Annotated in this window: 16 protein-coding genes; 14 read left to right on the plus strand and 2 right to left on the minus strand. The window is 63.0% G+C overall.

The window, feature by feature from the left end; translation table 11 throughout:
- Genes QO034_RS17495 through QO034_RS17525 form a run of 7 tightly spaced genes read left to right on the plus strand, consistent with a single transcriptional unit; the run spans position 1 to position 6,466 of the window.
- Positions 1–540: a DUF4040 domain-containing protein gene (locus QO034_RS17495; protein WP_284486837.1), complete on the plus strand. Its 540-nt coding sequence runs from the start codon at positions 1–3 to the stop codon at positions 538–540.
- Entirely contained in the window at positions 540–980 is a 441-nt protein-coding gene (locus QO034_RS17500; RefSeq protein ID WP_284486819.1) for a Na(+)/H(+) antiporter subunit B, read from the plus strand. The genes QO034_RS17495 and QO034_RS17500 overlap by 1 nt, the downstream gene beginning before the upstream one ends.
- Positions 974–1,417, plus strand: a complete 444-nt coding sequence (locus tag QO034_RS17505; RefSeq protein WP_284486820.1) for a cation:proton antiporter subunit C — start codon at positions 974–976, stop codon at positions 1,415–1,417. The genes QO034_RS17500 and QO034_RS17505 overlap by 7 nt, the downstream gene beginning before the upstream one ends.
- Positions 1,417–2,943 carry a monovalent cation/H+ antiporter subunit D family protein gene (locus QO034_RS17510; protein WP_284486821.1) on the plus strand — a complete coding sequence of 509 codons (1,527 nt, stop codon included), beginning with the start codon at positions 1,417–1,419 and terminating at the stop codon, positions 2,941–2,943. The genes QO034_RS17505 and QO034_RS17510 overlap by 1 nt, the downstream gene beginning before the upstream one ends.
- An 8-nt stretch (positions 2,944–2,951) precedes the next feature.
- A complete protein-coding gene (locus QO034_RS17515; RefSeq protein ID WP_284486822.1) occupies positions 2,952–4,436 on the plus strand; it encodes a proton-conducting transporter transmembrane domain-containing protein in 1,485 nt (494 codons plus the stop codon).
- Positions 4,426–4,773, plus strand: coding sequence for a hypothetical protein (locus tag QO034_RS17520; protein ID WP_284486823.1), 348 nt, complete (start codon positions 4,426–4,428; stop codon positions 4,771–4,773). The genes QO034_RS17515 and QO034_RS17520 overlap by 11 nt, the downstream gene beginning before the upstream one ends.
- A complete protein-coding gene (locus QO034_RS17525; protein ID WP_284486824.1) occupies positions 4,766–6,466 on the plus strand; it encodes a Na(+)/H(+) antiporter subunit D in 1,701 nt (566 codons plus the stop codon). The genes QO034_RS17520 and QO034_RS17525 overlap by 8 nt, the downstream gene beginning before the upstream one ends.
- Before the next feature lie 84 nt (positions 6,467–6,550).
- Here QO034_RS17525 and QO034_RS17530 read toward each other — a convergent pair whose 3' ends face one another.
- Complete coding sequence (locus tag QO034_RS17530; RefSeq protein WP_284486825.1) at positions 6,551–7,321, minus strand: transporter substrate-binding domain-containing protein; 771 nt, start codon at positions 7,319–7,321, stop codon at positions 6,551–6,553.
- A gap of 161 nt (positions 7,322–7,482) precedes the next feature.
- On the opposite strand from QO034_RS17530, the gene QO034_RS17535 reads away from it, so the two are divergent.
- Both QO034_RS17535 and QO034_RS17540 read left to right on the plus strand, forming a co-directional pair.
- The gene (locus QO034_RS17535; protein WP_407696782.1) at positions 7,483–8,202 is read left to right on the plus strand and encodes an amino acid ABC transporter ATP-binding protein; all 720 of its coding nucleotides are present in this window, start codon (positions 7,483–7,485) and stop codon (positions 8,200–8,202) included.
- A gap of 8 nt (positions 8,203–8,210) precedes the next feature.
- Positions 8,211–8,972: an amino acid ABC transporter permease gene (locus QO034_RS17540; protein ID WP_284486827.1), complete on the plus strand. Its 762-nt coding sequence runs from the start codon at positions 8,211–8,213 to the stop codon at positions 8,970–8,972.
- A gap of 122 nt (positions 8,973–9,094) precedes the next feature.
- Here the strand turns inward: QO034_RS17540 and QO034_RS17545 are convergent, their stop codons facing one another.
- A complete protein-coding gene (locus QO034_RS17545; RefSeq protein WP_284486828.1) occupies positions 9,095–9,856 on the minus strand; it encodes an IclR family transcriptional regulator in 762 nt (253 codons plus the stop codon).
- Positions 9,857–9,975: 119 nt separating this feature from the next.
- On the opposite strand from QO034_RS17545, the gene QO034_RS17550 reads away from it, so the two are divergent.
- The 5 genes from QO034_RS17550 to QO034_RS17570 all read left to right on the plus strand — a co-directional run bounded on the left by QO034_RS17550 (position 9,976) and on the right by QO034_RS17570 (position 17,642).
- A complete protein-coding gene (locus tag QO034_RS17550) occupies positions 9,976–11,577 on the plus strand; it encodes a GMC family oxidoreductase (protein ID WP_284486829.1) in 1,602 nt (533 codons plus the stop codon).
- A 127-nt stretch (positions 11,578–11,704) separates the two neighbouring features.
- Positions 11,705–12,814: a TRAP transporter substrate-binding protein gene (locus QO034_RS17555; protein WP_284486830.1), complete on the plus strand. Its 1,110-nt coding sequence runs from the start codon at positions 11,705–11,707 to the stop codon at positions 12,812–12,814.
- Positions 12,815–12,922: 108 nt separating this feature from the next.
- Positions 12,923–15,181, plus strand: coding sequence for a TRAP transporter large permease subunit (locus tag QO034_RS17560; RefSeq protein WP_284486831.1), 2,259 nt, complete (start codon positions 12,923–12,925; stop codon positions 15,179–15,181).
- A gap of 108 nt (positions 15,182–15,289) precedes the next feature.
- Positions 15,290–16,657, plus strand: a complete 1,368-nt coding sequence (locus QO034_RS17565; protein ID WP_284486832.1) for an aspartate aminotransferase family protein — start codon at positions 15,290–15,292, stop codon at positions 16,655–16,657.
- 16 nt (positions 16,658–16,673) lie between these two features.
- Entirely contained in the window at positions 16,674–17,642 is a 969-nt protein-coding gene (locus tag QO034_RS17570) for a Gfo/Idh/MocA family protein (protein ID WP_284486833.1), read from the plus strand.
- The last annotated feature ends 114 nt before the right edge of the window (positions 17,643–17,756 follow it).

The following is a 17,756-nucleotide window of genomic DNA, read 5'->3' on the forward strand; positions in this document are numbered from 1 at the left end:
ATCGATATCGTTCTGTTCATCTTTCTGGTGATGACGGCGTTCGCGGTTGTGCGAACGCAAAGCCTGTTCGCGACGGCCATGCTGTCCGGCGTGTTCAGCCTGCTGTCCGCCTTGCTGCTGGTCACTCTGGATGCCGTCGATGTGGCTTTTACAGAGGCTGCGGTCGGCGCGGGGATCTCCACGGTCCTGATGCTTGGAACGCTGGCGCTGACTTCGCGATTCGAACGGCCGCCGTCGCATTCGCCGGTGATCCCGCTGTTCGTGGTTCTGGTCACAGGTGCGGCGCTGGTCTACGGCACACTGGACATGCCGAATTTCGGCGATCCGAACGCGCCCGCGCAGACCCATGTCGCGCCCGACTATATCGGGCGCAGTCCGCACGAAATCGATGTGCCCAATATCGTGACAGCGATCCTGGCCAGTTACCGTGGCTTTGACACGCTGGGCGAAACGGCGGTTGTCTTCACGGCCGGAGTCGGCGTCCTGCTGCTGATCAGCGGGTTGCGACGCCGGCGCCGCAAAGAGAAAGAGGACGTCTGATGCGCCATCATCTGATCCTGCGGGTCGTCACCAAGTTGCTGATCGGGTCGATCATGATCTTTGCGCTCTATGTGCAGTTTCATGGCGATTACTCGCCCGGCGGCGGCTTTCAGGCCGGCGTTATCATGGCGGTGGGTTTCATCATCTACGGCGTTGTGTTCAGCCTTGAAGACGTTCAGCGCGTCTTTCCGCCCTGGCTGGTGCACAAACTGGCGGCGCTCGGTGTGCTGCTCTATGCCGGGACCGGCATCGTCAGCCTTTTTCTGGGATATAGCTATCTGGATTACACCGCGCTCAGCCCGCATCATCCGGTGCACGGCCAGCACTACGGTATCATCCTGGTCGAACTCGGCGTCGGCATAACCGTGACCGGGGTGATGGTGACGATATACTACGCCTTCACCTCGCGGACACCGATCATGGATGACGAAGCATGGTAGAAGAGGCTGTGCGCGACTGGGAATTCTTTCTGGGCCACATGAACTACTGGCTGTTCATCGTGCTGATGATGACCGGCTTCTATATCGTCGTGGCCAAGGGGAATCTCGTGAAGAAGATCGTCGGCCTGAACATCTTTCAGACCTCCGTGTTCATGTTCTACATCTCGATCGGCAAGGTCGAAGGCGGCACCGCGCCGATCTTTCCGGTCGATATGAACATCGACCCGGCGGTGGTCTATTCGAACCCGCTGCCGCATGTTCTGATCCTCACCGCCATCGTCGTCGGCGTCGCGACCACGTCGCTCGGCCTGGCCCTTATCGTGCGCATCCGCGAGGAATACGGCAGCATCGAAGAGGACGAGATCCTGAAGATCGAAAAGGAAATCGCGCTTCAGGAGATCCGCCTGCACAGCGAAGTGATGGGCGAGCGCGGCTGATGAGCACGGAGACAGTCCACCATACGGCGCTGACGCTGGCCGATCACCTGCCCGCATTGCAGGTTCTCGTGCCTTTCATCGCGGCCCCGCTGATCGTTCTGTTCGGACGCCGGGGGATCGCATGGCCCATCGCCCTGGCGTCGAGCGCAACGGCTTTTGCCGTGTCGATCCTGCTGCTTTCGCGGGTAATCGACGGATCGGTCATTTCCTACCACATGGGCGGCTGGGAGCCGCCACTGGGCATCGAATACCGCGTCGATGCCGCCAACGCCTTCGTCCTGCTCCTCGTGAGCGCAATGAGCACCTTGGTCCTGCTCTTCGCGCGCGAAAGCGTCGAGGCGGAAGTGTCCGCCCGCCACCATGCGCTGTTCTATTCCGCCTACCTTCTGTGCCTGAGCGGATTGCTCGGCGTGGCGATCACCGGCGATGCGTTCAACGTCTTCGTCTTTCTCGAAATCTCGTCCCTGGCCACCTATGTGCTGATCGCGCAGGGGTCCGAGCGGGACAAGCGGGCGCTGACCGCCTCCTATGACTATCTGATCATGGGGACGATCGGCGCCACCTTCTTCGTGATCGGTATCGGGTTCCTCTACATGGCGACCGGGACTCTGAACATGGCGGACATCGCCGACCGGATATCGGAACAGGGCAGCAACCGGACGATCAGGGCGGGGTTTGCCTTCATCGTCGTGGGAGTCGGCTTGAAGGTCGCGATGTATCCGCTGCACAGCTGGCTGCCCAATGCCTATACCTATGCGCCGTCCATGGTCACGGCCTTTCTGGCGGCGACGGCCACCAAGGTGGCGATCTACGTTCTGCTGCGCTTCGTCTTCACCGTCTTCGATCCGGGCTTTCTTTTTGAATTCAACACGCTGGGATACATCATTCTGCCGCTTGCCATCGTCGCCATGTTCGCGGCCAGTTTCATTGCGGTGTTCCAGAGCGATTTCAAGAGGATGCTGGCCTATTCCAGTGTCGGGCAGATCGGCTATATCCTGCTCGGAATCGCCATGCTGTCGCAAACCGGTCTGACCGCGGCCATCGTCCATCTGTTCAATCACGGGATTACGAAAGCCGCGCTGTTCATGGCAGTGGGCGCATTCGTCCTGACGGCAAAAGGATCCTTTTACAACGACATCCAGGGGCTGGGACGGCGGATGCCGCTGACCTCGGCGGCCGTCGTCGTCGGCGGACTCAGCCTGATCGGGGTGCCGGGAACCGCCGGGTTCGTTTCGAAATGGCTGCTCGTCGAAGCGGCGCTGGAAAACGGCTGGTGGCCCGTCGCGCTGCTGGTCGTGGCGTCGAGCCTGCTGGCGGTCATCTATGTCTGGAGGGTTCTCGAAGTGCTGTACATGCAGCCCACGCCCGACGGCAGCACCGTGCAGGAAGCCCCGATGTCGATGCTGGCGCCGATGTGGATCGCAGCCCTGGCCTGCGTCTATTTCGGGCTTGATACCGATGTCACCCTGACGGCGGCCGCCACTGCCGCAGAGGGACTTCTGGCCGGCTCGACCGGTTTGCAATAGGGGACGGCATGGATACCGACACTGCAATTCTGGCCAGTATGCTGATCCCGATGCTCGCGGCGGCGGGGAACATGCTGTTGCGGGATGCGCCGGACCTGCGCGACGGGATGACCCTTGTCGCGGCGCTCGCGACCTTTGGCTGCGTGATGAACATCCTGGTCAACGTCGGCAACGGAACGACCGCGCCGATGGTGCTGTTTTCGGTCATGCCGGGGCTGGACATGGCGTTCAACGTGGAACCGCTCGGACTGCTGTTCGCCATCGTCGCCAGCGGGCTCTGGATCGTCACGCATCTTTACGGCGTCGGCTACATGCGCGGAAACAACGAAGACAACCACGCCAGGTTCTTCTGCTTCTTCTCGATCGCAATCGCCACCACCATGGGGATCGCGTTCTCGGCGAACATGTTCACCCTGTTCATCTTCTACGAAGCCTTGACCCTGTCGACCTTTCCGCTGGTGGCGCACAAGGGAACGCCCGAGGCGCGCAACGGCGCGCGAACCTACCTCGCCATCCTGATCGGCACGTCGATCGGGCTTCAGCTCGTGGCCATCATCTGGACCTGGACCATCACCGGAACGCTCGATTTCACCAAGGGCGGCATTCTCGAAGGTCACGTCGCCGGTTCCATGGTCGCGGTCCTGCTGGCGCTCTATGCCTTCGGCATCGGCAAGGCGGCGCTGATGCCTTTCCACCGCTGGCTGCCCGCGGCGATGGTCGCGCCGACCCCGGTCTCGGCGCTGCTGCACGCGGTGGCGGTGGTCAAGGCCGGCGTCTTCACCATGCTCAAGGTCGGCATCTACATCTTCGGCATCGATTTCCTCGCCGAAACCGGCGCGTCGGAATGGCTGATGTGGCTGGCCGCCTTCTCGATCATCGCCGCCTCGATCGTGGCGATGACCAAGGACAATCTCAAGGCGCGGCTCGCCTATTCCACCGTCAGCCAGCTCAGCTACATCACCCTGGGGATGGCGCTCGCAACCTCGATGGGCGTGCTGGGCGGCGGCATGCATATCGCGATGCATGCGATGGGCAAGATCACCCTCTTCATGTGCGCCGGCTCGATCTATGTCGCCGTGCACAAGACCGAAATCAGCCAGATGAACGGGCTGGGCCGGGCGATGCCGATCACCTACACCGCCTTCCTGATCGGGGCGCTGTCGATCATCGGCTTGCCGCCGCTGGGCGGGTCCTGGAGCAAGTGGCTGCTGATCATGGGCGCGGCGGATACCGGGCAATGGGTGATGATCCTCGTCCTGATGCTCAGTTCGCTTCTGAACGTCTACTACCTGCTGTCCATCGTCGGGCGCGGCTTCTTCCTGCCCAATCCCGAGATCCCGGCGGGCGCCAGATCCGCCGAGGCCGGGCTGCTGGTGTGGCTGCCGCCGGCACTGACCGCCCTGGGCTGTTTGGTTCTGTTCTTCTATGCCGGTGGGATCGAGACCTTCCTGACGCCGCTGGTCGCAGACATGGGGGTGGGCGATGGCCAATAACAAACCCGACAATCCCGACAAGTTCCCGGCCTTGGGTCGCGCGCTTCTGTGGGTCGAGAAACCCGGCGGTGTCGAAAAGATCGTCTACACGCTCTACGCGGTCTGCGCCGGCCTCTTCGTCGCCGATTTTCTGTACCACAAGCACAGCTATCTCGCGATCGAGGACTTTCCCGGCTTCTATGCGCTCTACGGTTTCTTCATGTGCGCAGCACTGGTGATCTGCGCCAAGGGAATGCGCCTGTTCCTGAAACGCGACGAAACCTACTACGCCCCCAGGGACGTGGAATCCGAACCCTACCCCGAGGATCAGCTGGACAAGGTGGATTACGATGCTTGACTGGCTCCCCACCGCGTTCTTGTTCTTTCTCGGAGCGGCGATCCTGCCGCTGCTTCCGCGCGGCCCCGCGCGGGCGGTGCTGCTGCTGGCGATCCCGGTCATCGCGGCGGCGCAGGTCTATACCCTGCCGCTCGACGACACGCTGGTGCGGGTCACCTTCTTTGGCTTCGATCTCGATCTCATGCGCGTGGACAAGCTCAGCCGCATCTTCGCGCTGATCTTCTGCATCGCCGCCTTCCTCGGTAATCTCTACGCCTGGCATGTGAAGGATCCGGTGCAGCAGGTGGCGGCGCTGCTCTATTCGGGCGCGGCCATCGGCGCGGTCTTCGCGGGCGATCTGATCACGCTGTTCTTCTACTGGGAAGGCACCGCGATCTCCTCGGTCTTCCTGATCTGGGCACGCCGCACCGAGGGCGCCTATTTCACCGGCATGCGCTACCTGATCATCCAGATCGGATCGGGCGTGATCCTGCTCGCCGGGGTCGTCCTGATGTATGTCGACACCGGCAGCATCGCCTTTCAGCACATGGAACTGGGCACCCCCGCCACCTGGCTGATCTTCATCGCCTTCGGCATGAAATGCGCCTTCCCGCTCTTGCACAACTGGCTGCAGGATGCCTATCCGGCGGCCACCGTCACCGGCACCGTGATCCTGTCGGCCTTCACCACCAAGCTGGCGGTCTATTCGCTGGCGCGCGGCTTCGCGGGCACCGAGATCCTGATCTATATCGGCGCCATCATGACCCTGTTCCCGATCTTCTACGCGGTGATCGAGAACGACCTGCGCCGGGTGCTGGCCTACAGCCTCAACAACCAGCTGGGCTTCATGGTGGTGGGGGTCGGCATCGGCACCGAACTGGCGCTGAACGGCACCGCCAGCCATGCCTTCGCGCATATCCTCTACAAGGCGCTGCTGTTCATGTCGGTCGGCGCGGTGCTGTTCCGCACCGGCACCGCCAAGGGTTCGGAACTCGGCGGACTCTACAAGACCATGCCGCTCACCATGATCTTCTGCGTGATCGGCGCGGCCTCGATCTCGGCCTTCCCGCTGTTCTCGGGCTTCGTCACCAAGTCGCTGATCCTCTCGGCGGCGGCGCATGAACATTACTACATCATCTGGGGCATCCTGCTTTTCGCCTCGGCCGGGGTGTTCCACCACTCGGGCATCAAGATCCCCTATTTCGCCTTCTTCGCCCATGACAGCGGCAAGCGTCCGAAAGAGGCGCCCTGGCATATGCTCTGGGCGATGGGGCTGGCCTCTTTCCTCTGCATCGCGGTCGGGGTCTACCCGGCGCCGCTCTACGCGCTGCTGCCGTTCGAGGTGGATTACCAGCCCTACACCACCACCCATGTCATCACCCAGCTGCAATTGCTGTTCTTCTCGGCGCTGGCCTTCACGGTGCTGATGCGCACCGGTATCTACCCGCCGGAACTGAAATCGGTGAATCTCGACTTTGACTGGACCTACCGCCGGTTCCTGCCAAGGTTGATCGAGGCCATCGGAAAACCGATCGGGGCGGCGATGCAGGCGTGGTCCGACATGATGCGCGACGGCCTGCACGCCATGATCATCCGCCTGTATCATTCATATGGGCCGCAGGGGCGCATTTCGCAGTTCTGGCCCACGGGGACGATGGTTCTGTGGATCGGCATTCTCCTCGGCGTGACGCTCGTGGTGAATTACGTCTCCTGACCGGGAGTGCGTGGCAAAGCGGGCGACGATCCGTGATTTCCGGGCGCGGTGCTGCTTGCCTGTGCCGCGATCAGTCCCTCGCAGTCAAAGCCCCCACTTTGCCTTGGTCGCGTCAAAGAACCCCTGTGCCTGTTTCAGCTTGACCCAGTTGTTCACGTAGTTGATCCAAACCTGATCGGCCTGCGGCAGCAGCATCGCGATGGGGGACGGCGAGCGCGGTTCGGTTCCCGGCACCCGAACGACGCCGAATTTTTCCTCAAGGGTCGCTCCTTCGATATTGGAGGTTATGAAGACCTCGGCGCGGCCGGCGAGCACCTCCTGAAACCCGCGGGCGGGGGCTTCGACGACCTTGATCTCGGCCTCGGGAAACCATTCGCGCGCCAGTCCTTCGAAGGTGGTGCCGAGGGTCGTGGCGACCTTGACGCCGGGCTGGTTGATCGAGTCATACCCGTCGAACCTTTCTGCCAGGTCCGGTGTGGTGAAGGGATAGATTTCCACCGCGATATAGCTTTCCGAGAACCCGGCGACCTTCATCCGGGGTGGCGAGATCGAGGCCGATCCGGTCATGTGATACTTGCCGGCCACCACGCCGTTGACCAGCGTCTTCCAGTCCGCCGGGACGAATTCGACCGTGACGCCGAGATCATTGGCGAGTTCGGTCATCACGTCGATGTCAAAGCCCTTGTAGCTGTTGGTGGCCGGATCGCGCAGCGACATCGGGTTCCAGTCGCCCGTGGTTCCGACCTTGAGAACGCCGTCGTCGAGGATTTCGTTCAGCGCGGACTGGGCTTGCGCCGCTGCGGTCATCGACAGGCAGACCGCTCCGGCGGCAATCGTCGTCATCCAATGCTTCATCGCAATTCTCCCCATGGGCGGCGGCGAAACCATATCCGGCGCCGTTGTATTTCGGTATTGACCCTTGAACTAACGAATATTCCGCCGATAACCTCAAGAAAAATCTTCCCAGTGGGAAGTCACCCGAAGGGACATGTTTGTTGGCCGAAACCAGGATCGAAATGATCGGCGTGAACAAATGGTTCGGCGATTTTCATGTGCTGAAGGACATCGAGCTGACCGTCAGGGCCGGGGAACGGGTCGTGATCTGCGGGCCGTCGGGATCGGGAAAATCGACGGTCGTGCGCTGCATCAACAGGCTGGAAGCCCATGAGACCGGCCTGATCCGGGTGGATGGCATCGAACTGACCGACGATGCGCGATCCGTCGCGGCGATCCGTTCAGAGGTCGGCATGGTGTTTCAGCAGTTCAATCTGTTTCCGCATCTGACCGTGCTTGAAAACCTGATGCTTGGCCCGATGAAGGCGCGCGGCCTGTCGCGTGCGGATGCCGAGGCGCGTGCGCGGCGCTATCTCGACCGGGTGCGTATCCCCGAACAGGCGGACAAGCGTCCGGGCCGGCTGTCGGGCGGGCAACAGCAGCGCGTGGCGATTGCCCGTTCCCTGTGCATGGAACCCAAGGTCATGCTGTTTGACGAACCGACCTCGGCGCTCGACCCAGAGATGATTTCCGAAGTGCTGGACGTTATGGTCGAACTGGCCGAGGACGGAATGACGATGGTGGTCGTGACCCATGAGATGGGGTTTGCCCGAAAGGTGGCCGACAAGATGGTGTTCATGGATGCGGGCGAGATTGTCGAAACCGGCCCGCCGGAGACTTTCTTTGCCAACCCGTCGTCCGAGCGCTGCCGCACCTTTCTTGGCCAGATCCTGCATCACTGATGGGGCGGATGCGGACACCTGTCGCCCTGTTGCTGCCGTTCCTGCTGCTGGCCGGATGCGCCTCGAGTTCGACCTGGGGGTGGTATGTGGTCAACCCGATGACGCCGGCAGGCTGGACCAATCTGAAATTCCTGATGAACGGCATGGGTGCGACGATCCTGATTTCGCTGATCGCGGCGGCGATCTCGATCGGGCTGGGACTGGTCGTTGCGCTTCCGGGCCTGTCGCACCGGCGCTGGCTGCGGATCCTGAACCGGATCTACGTGGAATTCGTTCGCTCCATCCCGTTGCTGCCGATGCTGTTCTGGGTGTTCTACGGCCTGCCGCTGGTCTTTCGGGCGATGGGGCTGAATATCCCCATCGACCCGTTCTGGGGCGCGATCATCACGCTGGCGATTTCAGACAGCGCCTTCACCGCCGAAATCTACCGGGCCGGGATTCAATCCATCGCCAAGGGGCAGACGGAGGCCGCGCAGACCATCGGGCTGAACTACGTGCAGACGATGCGCCATGTGATCCTGCCGCAGGCGATCCGGCGCATCCTGCCGCCGCTCGCGAACCAGTTCATCTACATCGTCAAGATGAGCGCCTTCGCCAGCGTGATCGGCATGCAGGAACTGACCCGGCGGGCGAACGAACTGGTGGTGACGGAATACCGTCCACTGGAAATCTACAGCTTCCTGATACTGGAATACCTGGTGCTCGTGCTGGTGATCAGCGCCGGGGTGCGCTGGCTGGAACGCAGAATGGGCGCCGACGAAAGGGGATAGGAACCGGATTGGGAAGCCCTCTCAGGCGGGGGGTGTCGTTCGCCTGTGGCGCCGGGGCATTCCATTCCTGTGACGCGTTTTCGAAACGGGACCCGGAAAGGGCTGCGGCGGCGCGGCCCGGTCTAGCTGAACAGGGCGTCCGTCAACCTTTGCGCGGCGGCGAACAGAACGTCCCGCTTGGATTCCGCGGTTTCGATGGAGATCCGTTGCGCCGGGCCGTGAAAGGCGAGTGCCGCGATGAAGCGGCCGTTTGTATCGCGCACCGGAACCGATATGGCGACCATGCCCTCGACGAATTCCTCGTCATCCAGCGCATAGCCGCGTTTGGCGATCAGCCCGAGGTCTTCAAGCAATGCGCCGGGTTCGGTATGGGTTCGGGGTGTCCATGGTTTCAGGGTCAGGGCCGACACGAAGGCCTTGCGCGCCGCAAGCGGCAGGCTGGCCATGAAGGCCTTGCCGCTGGCGGTGCAGTGAAACGGCACGTTGGACCCGACCGGAAGCTGCACCCGGAATGGCCAGTCGGTTTCGACCCGGTCGAGATAGCTCATGCCGGTGTCTTCGGGCACCACGAAGTTGACCGTCTCGCGCACCTGCGCGGCCAGATCCATCAGGATCTGGTGGCGCGCGATATGGGTTCGTGACGAGAACAGCAACCCCGCCCCCAGTTCGCGCGCCCGCCGGCTGGGGCTGAAACGCTTGCCGTTTCCCGGGCAGGTCAGGAACCCCTGGGCAACCAGTGTCGCGCACAGCCGGTGCACGGTCTGTTTTGGCAACCCCAGCCGGTCGTTGATCTGCGTCGCGGTCAGGGCGGTGTCGGCCTGCCCGAAGATCTCGAGGATCAGCAGGGTGCGAAGGTTGGTCGGAATGCGTTCTGCCGGGGGCATCGTCCTGTCCGATCTCGGGGCGCAAACAGAATCATTGAGTTTGTATCGTTTGAGGTTAGCGTAAATGCCATCCTAAAAACGAGATAAAAAGTCTCATTTTTTGAAGTTCGGGAGCGGCATTGGAATTCGACTTTGTCATTGTCGGGGCGGGATCGGCCGGGTGTGTTCTCGCGAACCGGCTGTCGGCTTGCGGCCGGTATCGGGTGGCTTTGCTGGAAGCCGGACCCAGGGACACGAACCCGTGGATCCACATCCCGGTCGGCTATTTCAAGACGATGGGAAACCCGAAATCGGACTGGTGTTACCGAACCGAACCCGATCCGGGGCTGAACGGACGTTCGATTCCCTGGCCGCGCGGGAGGGTGCTTGGGGGGTCCAGTTCGATCAACGGCCTGCTCTACGTGCGCGGGCAGCCGCAGGATTTCGATCAATGGGCGCAGATGGGCAACCTCGGCTGGTCCTGGGCGGATGTCCTGCCCTATTTCAAGCGCGCGGAAACCTGGAAGGGCGCGCCCGGAAGCGATCTTCGGGGGCGCGCGGGGCCGCTGTCCGTATCGCCGACGCGGCTGAAGCGCGATATCGTCGACAAGTGGCTCCTGGCGGCGCAGGTAGCGGGATACCGCGAAACACGGGATTACAACGGTGAAGACCAGGAAGGCGTCGCCTATTTCCAACTGACCTTGGACAGGGGGCGGCGGTGCAGTTCGGCGGCGGCCTATCTGAAACCGGCCCGGCACCGGCACAATCTGAAGATCCTGACCGACGCACAGGCCGAATGCCTGTTGCTGTCGGACGACCGGACGACCGGCGTCCGCGCGAGGATCGCCGGCCAGACCATCGACATCCGCGCCGCCTGCGAAGTCATCCTGTCCGCGGGGGCGATCGGGTCGCCGCAGATACTGATGCTGTCGGGTATCGGCGATGGGGTCGAACTGTCCGGGCACGGTATCGCGCTGAAGGTCGATCTGCCGGGAGTCGGGCGGAACCTTCAGGACCACTTGCAGGCACGGCCGGTGTTCCGGACCGATCTGTCCACCATCAACACCGAAACCAGCAATATCCTGAAACAGGCGGGCATCGCGCTGCAATACGCGGTCCGCCAGACCGGTCCGATGACGATGGCGGCCAGCCTGGGAACCGGGTTCCTGAAGACCGAACCGCATCTGGCCACACCGGACATCCAGTTCCACATCCAGCCGTTCAGCGCCGATTCCCCGGCGGAGGGTCCGCACCGGTTTTCCGCGTTCACCGCCTCTGTCCTGCAATTGCGCCCCGAAAGCACCGGGCGTCTGCGCCTGAAGACCGCGAACATGCTGGATCATCCGCTGATCGAACCGAACTACCTCGCCACGGATACCGATTGCCGGACCATCGTGAAGGGCATTCAGATCGCCCGAAAGATCGCCTCTTTCGAACCCCTGAAATCGCATGTCACCGGGGAACATGCGCCGGGTCCGGGCGTCGGAATCGACGACGAGGCGGCAACCCTGGACTGGGCGCGCGACACCGCGACGACGATCTATCACCCGACCGGAACCTGCAAGATGGGGGCCGACCCGATGGCCGTCGTGGATCACAGGCTGCGTGTGCGGGGGGTTGCCGGGCTGCGGGTGGCGGATGCGTCGATCATGCCGCGGATCACCTCCGGCAATACGAACGCGCCGGCGATCATGATCGGCGAAAAGGCGTCGGACATGGTGCTGGAGGACGCGGTGTCGTGAGGGTTCAGCCGGCCGATAGCGTTTCGAACCGGCGCGCCGAAGTCCGGATTCCAACCCGCGCAGGGGCCTTTGGGCGCGGGCAAGATATTGACCAAGAAAAGGCGATCAATCGAAAGGGAGGAAGACAATGTATGAACTGAGAACCTGGACCAGCGGCCTGATGGGCGCCGCGTTCGGCCTGACGGCCCTGGCGTCGGCAGCGGCGGCGGAGGTGACGATCCGCGTGCAATCGGTCATTCCGGCCAAGGCGGACGAAGTCTTCATGCTGGAAGATTTCGCGGCCGACGTGAAGGCCTTGACGGACGGGGAGGTCATCATCGAGGTCCTGCCGGCAGGCGCCGTCGTCGGCGTGCGCGAAACGCTCGACGCGGTGGACAGCGGCCTGATCGAAGGCGGGTTCGCCTGGACGCATTACTGGTCCGGCAAGCATCCGGCGGCCATGCTCTTCGGGTCTCCGGTCGCCGGGGCGGGTGTCGGCATCGACAACATCGCCTTTGTGAGCTGGTTCCAGTATGGCGGCGGCAAGGAGCTTTACGACCAGCTCTGGACGGAAATGGGCGTGAACGTCAAAGGGTTCATGCTGCAACCGGTCGGTCCCGAGGCGCTGGGCTGGTTCAAGGAACCGATCGCGTCGATGGACGATTTCCGCAAGCTGCGATTCCGCACGCCGCCGGGCATTCCCGGCCAGACCTACAAGGACATCGGCGTCGCTTCGGTGGCGATGGGCGGGGGCGACATCCTGCCGGCGCTTGAAAAAGGCACGATCGATGCGGCGGAATGGTGCTGCCCCAAGCCGGATTCGGTGTTCGGGTTCCAGAAGGTCCTGAAGCATTACTACCTGCAGGGGTTGCATCAGGTGGTGGTGAATGCCGACCTCTATATCAACGGGGACGTCTACAACTCGCTGACGCCGTTGCAGCAGAAGGCGTTGGAAGTCGCGGCGAACGCCTCGCTCAGCAAGTCGATGTCCTACCGGATCTACGAGAACGGCAAGGCGCTGAAGGATCTCGTGGAGAACCAGGGGGTCATCCTTCACGACACGCCGGCGGATTATTTCACCGAATACATGGCGGCGGCCAAGGCGTCGCTTGAAACCAATGCGGCGGAGAACGAATTCTTCGCGAAGGTCTGGCAGAGCCAGAAGGACTTTGCGGAAGTCGCGGTGCCGTTCTGGGCCGGATCGCAGGCGTCGAACGCGGCGCTTGGCAAGGCATTCGCCGACACGCTGAAAAAGTAATCTGCCGGGCCGCGGCGCCGGTCGCGCCGCGGTCTCTCTCGCCGCCGGCATCCGCGCGGCGGGTCTTGCCGGGCAAAGGGGCGCGAGACCCCAGGAGGGACGACCGACATGGCCGATCAGGGCAAGAGTGAAGCGCTCGACATCACGGACGAACTGATCGCGGAACGGCGCGCCGCCGAACCGGGGCAGACGCCGGCGGACATGGCGCCCTGGATGCGGCCCATCGTGGCCGGCATCGACGTGATGAACCTTTGGGTCGGCCGCATCACCTGTCTGATGCTGGTTCCGATCATCCTGGTCATGGTCTACGAGGTCGTGGCCCGCAAGGTGTTCCTGGCGCCGACGGATTTTTCCTTTGAATACAGCCGTATGCTCGCGGGCGCCATGTTCATGCTCGGTGCCGGTTATGCGCTGATGCGGGGCGTGCACATTCGCGCCGATTTCCTGTATCGCAACTGGCCGCGGCAGACACAGGCGACGGTCGACGCGACGCTCTACCTGCTGTTCTATTTCCCGGCGATGCTGTTCTTCTTCTGGGTTTCGCTGGACTTCACGATCAAGGCCTGGAGCACCTGGGAACGGTCCATGGACACCGCCATGATGGCGCCGCTTGCCCCGGCGCGCACGGCCATGCCGGTGGCGGCGTTCTTTCTGTTCCTGCAAGGGATCTCGGAATTCCTGACCACCTTGTATGCGATGAATGCCTCGCGCCGGCGGCTGTTCCTTCGGTTCCTGCCGGTCTATGTCCTGATCCTCGGGCTGGTCTTCGTCATGGCGTTCTTTCCCGATGCCCTGCCTTTTGTCAGCAGCGGCCTGTCCGGGCTGGGCGCGGCGTTGGGACTGGACCGCATCGCGAACGAATACATCGGCCTGCTGATGATCGCGGTCATGTTGTTCTCGATCTTCGTCGGCTTTCCGATCTCGTTCACGCTGATCTTTCTCGGCTTCGTGTTCGGGGCCTGGGGCTTTTCCGGCAAGCTGACCTTCTATTTGCAGACCTTTCAGTTCAACGCCACCATGCTGGACGATCAGCTGGTCGCGGTGCCGCTGTTCGTGTTCATGGGCATCATGATGGAACAGGCCGGGCTGATGGAGCGGCTGTTTACCTCGGTGCAGCTCATGTTTTCGCGCACGCGCGGGTCGCTCTACGTGGCGGTTCTGTTCGTGTCCACGATATTTGCGGCGGCGACCGGCATCGTCGGCGCGTCGGTCACGATCCTCGGGATCATGGCGGCGCGGACGATGAACAAGTCGGGATACGACGTGCGGCTGGCATCGGGCACGATCACGGCGGGCGGGACACTGGGGATCCTGATCCCGCCGTCCATCATGCTGGTGGTGATGGGTCCGGTGCTGGAAGTGCCCGTGACGGACCTGTTTGCCGCCGCAATCATGCCGGGCATCATGCTGGCGGTTCTCTACATGGCTTACGCTCTGGTGCGCTGCTGGATCAATCCGAACCTGGGCCCGATCCTGCCGCCCGAGGATCAACCGGAAACCTCGCCCTATTATTTCATCGAATTCACCACCGTGATGGCGGCGCTGGTCATTCTCTGCTGGCTCGGCGGCAAGGGGCTGACCGGAGGGCTGACCGGCCTGTTTCCGCTGTCCGGCCTGATCCTGCCGCTGGCCTGGGTCGGCGTCATGGTGGGCGTCTATACCTGGGCGCACCGGGTGCGGCCGTTCGGGTTCTACTATTCCGACCTCTGGCGTGAATTTTTCCTCGGCCTCGTGCCGCCGACGACGCTGGTGGCCTTTGCGCTGGGGGCCATCCTGCTGGGGTGGGCCACGCCCGCCGAAGCCGCCGCCACGGGCGCTTTCGGCGCCATCCTGCTGGCGCTGGGATACCGGAAACTGAGCCTGCCGAAGTTCTACGACGCGTTGATCAAGACGCTTGAGATCAGCGTTCTGATCATGTTCCTCGTTGCCGCCTCGAATTTCTTTGGCGCGGTCTTTTCGCGTCTTGGCACGCCGACGATGCTGACCGAACTGCTGCTGGGCTGGGATCTGAACGAAACCATGGTGCTGATCATCATCATGGCGCTGATCTTTCTGCTCGGCTGGCCGCTGGAATGGGTGCCCATCGTTCTCATCATCGTGCCGATCCTGATCCCGGCGCTGGATCAGCTGGGCGTCAACCTGACCTGGTTCGGGATCCTCGTGGCGGTCAACCTGCAAACCGCATGGCTCAGCCCGCCGGTCGCGTTATCGGCCTATTTCCTCAAGGGCGTGGTGCCGGAATGGGATCTGAAGGACATCTATTTCGGGATGATGCAATTCATGCTGATCCAGTTGCTGGGGCTGATCCTGATCTTTTCCTTCCCGCAGATCGCGCTGTGGCTGCCGGCCTATATCTACGGGCCATAGCTCCGGACCCCGGTCGCTCAGAAAAACCGCCTGCGGTGCTGGCATCGGGCGGCGCGGGGGTGCATGTTGGCCGAACACCGGCAAATCACAATGGACGGACGGCACAGCATGACCCTGCACCCCAATTCGATCGAGGCCCGCGACGTGGCCTATCACATGCACAGCTACACCAATCTGCGCGCGCATCAGGACAGCGGGCCGCTGGTGATCGAAAGGGGCGAAGGGGCCTATGTGTTCGACACGTCGGGCAAGAAATACCTCGAGGCGATGGCGGGATTGTGGAGCACGGCGGTCGGGTTCAGCGAACCCCGGCTGGTCGAGGCCGCGGCCGCGCAGATGCGCAAGCTGCCCTATTACCACAATTTCGCCAGCCGCTCGCATGGCCCGGTCATCGACCTCGCCGAAAAGCTGATCTCGCTCGCGCCGGTGCCGATGAGCAAGGTGTTCTTCACCAATTCCGGTTCCGAAGCCAACGACACGGTTCTCAAGATGCTGTGGTATCGCTCAAACGCCATGGGACAGCCGCAGCGCAAGAAGATCATCAGCCGGCTGCGCGGCTATCACGGCGTGACCATCGCGTCGGCCAGCATGACGGGCTTGCCGAACAACCACAGGTCCTTTGACCTGCCGATCGCGAACGTGCTGCACACGACCTGTCCGCATCACTACCGCGATGGCCGCGACGGCGAAAGCGAGGAAGCCTTCGCCACCCGTCTCGCCGCCGATCTGGAAGACCTGATCCTGTCGGAAGGGCCCGACACCATCATGGCGATGATCGGAGAACCGGTCATGGGGGCCGGGGGTGTCGTGGTGCCGCCCGCGACCTATTGGGACAAGGTGCAGGCGGTGCTGCGCAAATACGACATCCTGCTGGTGGCGGACGAAGTGATCTGCGGCTTCGGCCGGACTGGAAAGCTGTTCGGGTCGATGACGTTCGACATGAAACCCGACGTTATGGTCCTGTCCAAGCAGATCACCTCGACCTATTTCCCGATGTCGGCCATCCTGATCAACGAACGCGTGTTCGAACCCATCGCGGATGAGAGCGACCGGATCGGCGTGTTGGGGCACGGGTTCACCGCGGCGGGTCATCCCGTCGGAGCGGCGATCGCGCTGGAGAACCTGGCGATCCTGGAAGAACGCGACCTGGTGGGCAACGCCGCGGAGGTCGGAGGCTACATGCAGGCGGAACTGCGCCGGCTGGCCGACCATCCGCTGGTCGGCGAGGTGCGCGGAGTCGGGCTGATCGCGGCGGTGGAACTGGTGCTCGACAAGGCGGCGAAGACGGCCTTCGACAGGCCCGGCCAGCTTGGAACGCAGGTGGCCACGCGGCTTCTGGACCACGGCGTGATTTCGCGCGCGATGATCGACGCGCTGGCCTTCTGCCCGCCGATGATCGTGAACCGGGATGATATCGACGGCATGGTGTCGGGCCTGCGCAGGGCGCTGGACGACACGGCGGCGGCGGTCCTGTGACGGCGGAGGAACGGGCATGACCGGACAGATCAGGACGGCGATCATCGGGCTGGGCATCATGGGGCGGCGCATGCTGGAACACATGCAGCGCCACGACGGCTTTGCCGCGGATTTTCTCTGGGATCCGGACGCATCCGCTTGCGCGCAGGCGGCGGAACTCGCGCCCGGCGCGACGATCACCAAGACCGCCGAGGCCGCCATCGCGGCGGCGGATCTGGTCTACCTCGCCTGTCCACCGGGGCCGCGCAAGGCCTTCGCGCTCTCGGCGGCACAGGCGGGCAAGGCGGTGTTCCTCGAAAAACCGCTTGGTGTCGACGTTCAGGCCAGCGCCGATCTGGTCGCCGAACTGGAAGCGTCGGGCCAGCCGGCGGCGGTCAATTTCACCCAGGCTGCGGGCGCGGCGCTGACTCAGGTCTCGGCCGCCGCGCGGTCGGGCGATCTGGGCGATCTCGTGGGGGCGGATATCGTCGTGACCTACGCCAATTGGCCGCGGGACTGGCAGAAGGCGGCGGACTGGCTGCGCTTCCGGGCCGAAGGCGGCATGACGCGCGAGGTGATGTCGCATTTTCTGTTCTTTTCGGAACGCATTCTCGGCCCCTTGCATCTTGTCTGGGCGCGCCCCGATTACCCCGCCGATCCGGCCTTGTGCGAAACCCATGTGGCGGCCCGTCTGGAAACCACGAGCGGGCAGGTGGTGAGCATTCTGGGCAGTGTCGGCGGTGCGCAGCCCGACCGGCAGGAATTGACCATCAAGGGTCGCCGCAAGAGCCGCCGCATCAGCGATTTCTACCGGGATGCGGTTTCGGACGGCGGCGCTTTCGCGGCCATCGGGGACGACCCGGAAGACCCGCGCGCGGCCAGCCTGAAGGCGCAACTGGACGATCTCGTCCTGCTCTGCCGGGGCGAACCGAACCGGCTGGCCACCCCGCAGGAGGCGCTGCGGGTGCAGGTTCTGGTGGAATCCATCCTGCGGGGCGCGCCCTAAAGCATTTCGGGGAAACCCTGAGTCGCTGGGGATTCCCTTGAGGGGTCGATTGTGATTCATCCTTTTCAGGAGGATGTTTCATGTCAGCACCACTGCCAGGCGCGCTTCGGACGC

This window comes from Sedimentitalea xiamensis (assembly GCF_030164465.1).
Lineage (GTDB): Bacteria > Pseudomonadota > Alphaproteobacteria > Rhodobacterales > Rhodobacteraceae > Sedimentitalea > Sedimentitalea xiamensis.